At 63.7% G+C, this 3,478-nt stretch carries 3 protein-coding genes; all 3 read left to right on the top strand.

Annotated elements, in window-relative coordinates; all coding sequences use genetic code 11:
- The coding region (locus tag ABYB95_RS19610) for a tyrosine-type recombinase/integrase (RefSeq protein WP_372660743.1) at positions 1-1,067 on the top strand (1,067 nt) is incomplete at its 5' end.
- Positions 1,060-2,031: a tyrosine-type recombinase/integrase gene (locus tag ABYB95_RS19605; protein WP_008903504.1), complete on the top strand. Its 972-nt coding sequence runs from the start codon at positions 1,060-1,062 to the stop codon at positions 2,029-2,031. The genes ABYB95_RS19610 and ABYB95_RS19605, both read left to right, overlap by 8 nt.
- Positions 2,028-3,059, top strand: coding sequence for a tyrosine-type recombinase/integrase (locus ABYB95_RS19600; protein ID WP_008903503.1), 1,032 nt, complete (start codon positions 2,028-2,030; stop codon positions 3,057-3,059). The genes ABYB95_RS19605 and ABYB95_RS19600 overlap by 4 nt, the downstream gene beginning before the upstream one ends.
- Positions 3,060-3,478 lie beyond the last annotated feature (419 nt).

Raw genomic sequence — 3,478 nt, 5'->3', positions numbered from 1 at the left:
CCACGTGCAAAGCAGATGACTTGCACGAGGCATTCAATGCTGTTGGCCGCGGGGTGCCGAGCCGACCGCCTGCGTTCCGTGGGACCGAACGTGTCTACGCCCGTTTCTTGCTCGCACACGGGCGTCTGCTCAAGAACGAACAAGGGGGTCGCTACGTCTCGCTGTGTAGCGACTACCAGCGGGAACTGCTGGAACTACGTGGGCTATCTCTGTCGTCGCGCGGGCAGCACGCGAGGACGGTGGCTGACTTGCTGGCTCGCGGTCTCGGCCCAGACCAGAACTTGAGCACGGTGACGCTGGTTGATATCGAACGGTACGTCGCTCTGCGCAGCCGCGAGGTGTCGCGTCACTCGCTGCAGCATGTGGTCGCGCATTTGCGCAGCTTCCTGCGGTTCTGCCACGGTCAAGGGGAGATCGGCCGACCGCTCGACGCCATCGAGACTCCCCGCACCTACCGCGGCGAGTTGCCGCCGATGGCGCTCGATTGGTCGGTGGTCCAGGCGCTGCTTCGATCCATTGATCTCGCCAGCAAGGCAGGTCGGCGCGATCACTGCATCCTGCACTTGATGGTCCACTACGGACTGCGACCGTCAGAAGTTGTGGCGCTGCGCCTTGACTCCATCAACTGGGAGACTGGCGTGCTGCATGTGGTGCAGCGCAAGACCCGTTGCGACCTGTTCCTGCCGCTGGCGACCCAGACGCTGCGCATCTTGCGCAGTTACCTTGCACACGAACGGCTGTCTCAAGGTTCGTCACATCCTGAACTGTTCTTGCGGGCGAGATGCCCGAGTGGTGCCATCGAGAACTATGCGGTCGGTGACCTCTTCAAGAAGCGTGTGCGGCTGGCCAAGCTGGAACTGCCTGGGCAGAACGTCTATCGGCTGCGGCACACCTTCGCCATGCGGCTGCTCACCCAGGGCGTAGGCGTCAAGGCCATCGGCGACGTTCTCGGACATCACAGCCTGGAGAGCACCTGCGCCTACCTCCGGCTGGATACGGACATGCTGCGCTGTGTGGCAATCGAGGTCCCCGAGATCGGTCATCCCCGGGGAGAGCGCCATGCATGACGTTCTTTGCATGGACGCTTGGGACGCCGCCGTCACGGCCTATCTGACCAGCCGCCACGCGATCGGGCGGGCATACCGCAAGGAAGAAGTGATCCTGTGCAAGGTGCGCGGGTTCTTGGTTCAGGCGGGAGCCACCGATCTTGATCTCGCGCTCTTCGAGCGCTGGCGCGCGCAGTTCCAGCATCTCAGTTCGAGCACACGCGTCGTGCGCGAGCACACCGTGTACAAGTTCTACCGGTACCGACGGCGCAGCGATCCTGGTTGCTTCCTGCCGGACTGGGAGTCGCTCACTCGACAGAAGCCACACGCGCTGCCAATCATCATTGAACCGGGGCAAGTGGCTCAGTTGCTCTCTTTCGTGTCGCAACTGCCACCGAGGAGTCAATACTTCGCGCGAACGCACGTCATGCGTCTGGTCGTCGTGCTGCTGTACACGGCGGGGCTCAGGCGCGGCGAGGTCGTCCGCCTGACGCTGGGCGATGTCGATGAGCGCGCCGGGGTGCTTCGCATCCGAGAGTCGAAGTTCCACAAGTCCCGTTGGGTTCCCCTGTCGATCAGTGCGCATGCCGAACTGCAGCGCTATCTGGCCGCACGGCGTCAGGCTCGTCTGGACGAGCGTCCTGGAGCCCCGTTGTTGTGTACTCTCGCATTGCGTGCCTACACCGCCGCGGGTCTGTACAGCACCTTCAAAGCCCTGCTGCGTCGCGCAGGCATCCATGACAGCGCCGGCAAAGTCCCGCGCTTGCAAGACTTCCGCCACAGTTTCGCCGTGGCGGCGCTTTTGCGGTGGTACGAAGCCGATGCCGACGTGCAGTCCAACTTGCCCAAGCTTGCGCTGTACATGGGGCACGTGAATATTGTCTCTACCGCCTACTACCTGCGCTGGATGCCGGCCGTGGTGTCCCACGCGTCGGCTCGCTTCGAACGATCGTGTGCCGGCATGATCGAAGGTGGTGTCGAATGAAAGCGTCCACACAAACCGATCTTGGGCGTGAGCTGGTGCGCTTCTTCGAAGAGTTCCTGCCTGGCCAGCGAGGCCTGAGCCCGAACACCGTGCGCAGTCACCGTGACGCCATGCTGCTGTTGTTGCAGTTCGCATCAGCCGAAGCCAAGCGCCCGATCGAACGGCTGCAGGTGTCCGACTTCACGGCCGAACGGGTAGTCGCTTTCCTGAATCACCTGGAGGTCGACCGCGGCAACAGCATCGCGACACGCAACGCCAGGCTCGGTGCCATTCATGTGTTCGCCCGCTTCCTGGCCTCACGTAGGCCGGAGGCGCTGGGTACCCTGCAGCGCGTGATCGCTCTGCCGTACAAGCGCGGCGCGCGCGAGGTGCCGGTCGAGTATCTGGAGCGCATCGAGATGGAGGCGGTGTTGCAGAGCATCGACCGCAGCAGCGTTTTGGGGCGGCGCGACTATGTCCTGTTCGCGTTGATGTTCAACACCGGGGCACGCGTGCAGGAGGCGCTGGACGTTCGGCGGCGAGACGTGCGTCTGGATTCGCCACCTCAGATTCGCCTGACCGGCAAGGGCAACAAGGTACGGCTGTGCCCGATCTGGCCCGTGACGGTCAAACTGCTGCGGGCCTTCATCGACGAACTGCCGGCACCAGAAGGTGATCCTGCTGACGCACTGCTGTTCACCAACGCCCGAGGCAGACCGCTCACGCGGTTCGGCGTTCGCTACCTGCTGCGCCGCTACGTTGCAGTTGCGTCGCAAGAAGTTCCAAGCATGCGCGACAAGAGCATCCATCCGCACTCGCTGCGGCACAGCACGGCAATCGCACTGCTCAAGGCTGGCGTGGACTTCGCCACGATCAGCCAGTGGCTGGGACATGCCGGCTTGAACACGACGATGCGCTACGCACGCGCCGACATCGACCTCAAGCGCCAAGCCATTGCACAGGTGTTCCCAGAAGCACTGGCCCCGCCGCGCGGTGGGCGGTTCCAGCCCGATGGCAGCGATCTGGTTGGCTGGCTGCGCCGGATGTGAGCCCGATATGTGGAGTCAACCAATCCTGGCGGTGCGCCTTCACCCATGAGGGTGCACCGCCAACTCCACATATCAAATAAGTCCACATTCGGCCATGTATGTGGAGCGCAACATACATGGCCGAGCTTGGCCTCGTGTAACCCCTGGGGCCTTCGGCCCCATTTTTTTGTTGTTGATCAGCGCGCTGTGCGCGGTCACAGGGGAGGGCGGAGCGTGGCCGGTGTGCACCGGCAGCACAGGGAATAGCGGCCCGTACCCGTGCCCGGGGTCGCGGTCTGATTTCCTTCCCGCTGCACGGGAACGAGCCCGCTGGACGAACTGGCATTCGGTCCACTCCCGCCGCTGCGCTGTGGTCCCGTCCCGCCCGTCAGATCGTCCCCCCGGTCACCCGCCAAACCCGAAGCCGGGCCGCTGGGAAT

It is taken from the genome of Hydrogenophaga sp. (assembly GCF_041633695.1).
Classification (GTDB): domain Bacteria; phylum Pseudomonadota; class Gammaproteobacteria; order Burkholderiales; family Burkholderiaceae_C; genus Hydrogenophaga.
Note: the sequence above shows the minus strand (reverse complement) of the source record. Positions and strands in the feature narration are given on the sequence as shown.

Bases quoted from the DNA above. Each gene is read 5' to 3' on its own strand.
- ABYB95_RS19605 (WP_008903504.1), top strand. From the start codon at position 1,060: ATGCATGACGTTCTTTGCATGGACGCTTGGGACGCCGCCGTCACGGCC.
- ABYB95_RS19600 (WP_008903503.1), top strand. From the start codon at position 2,028: ATGAAAGCGTCCACACAAACCGATCTTGGGCGTGAGCTGGTGCGCTTC.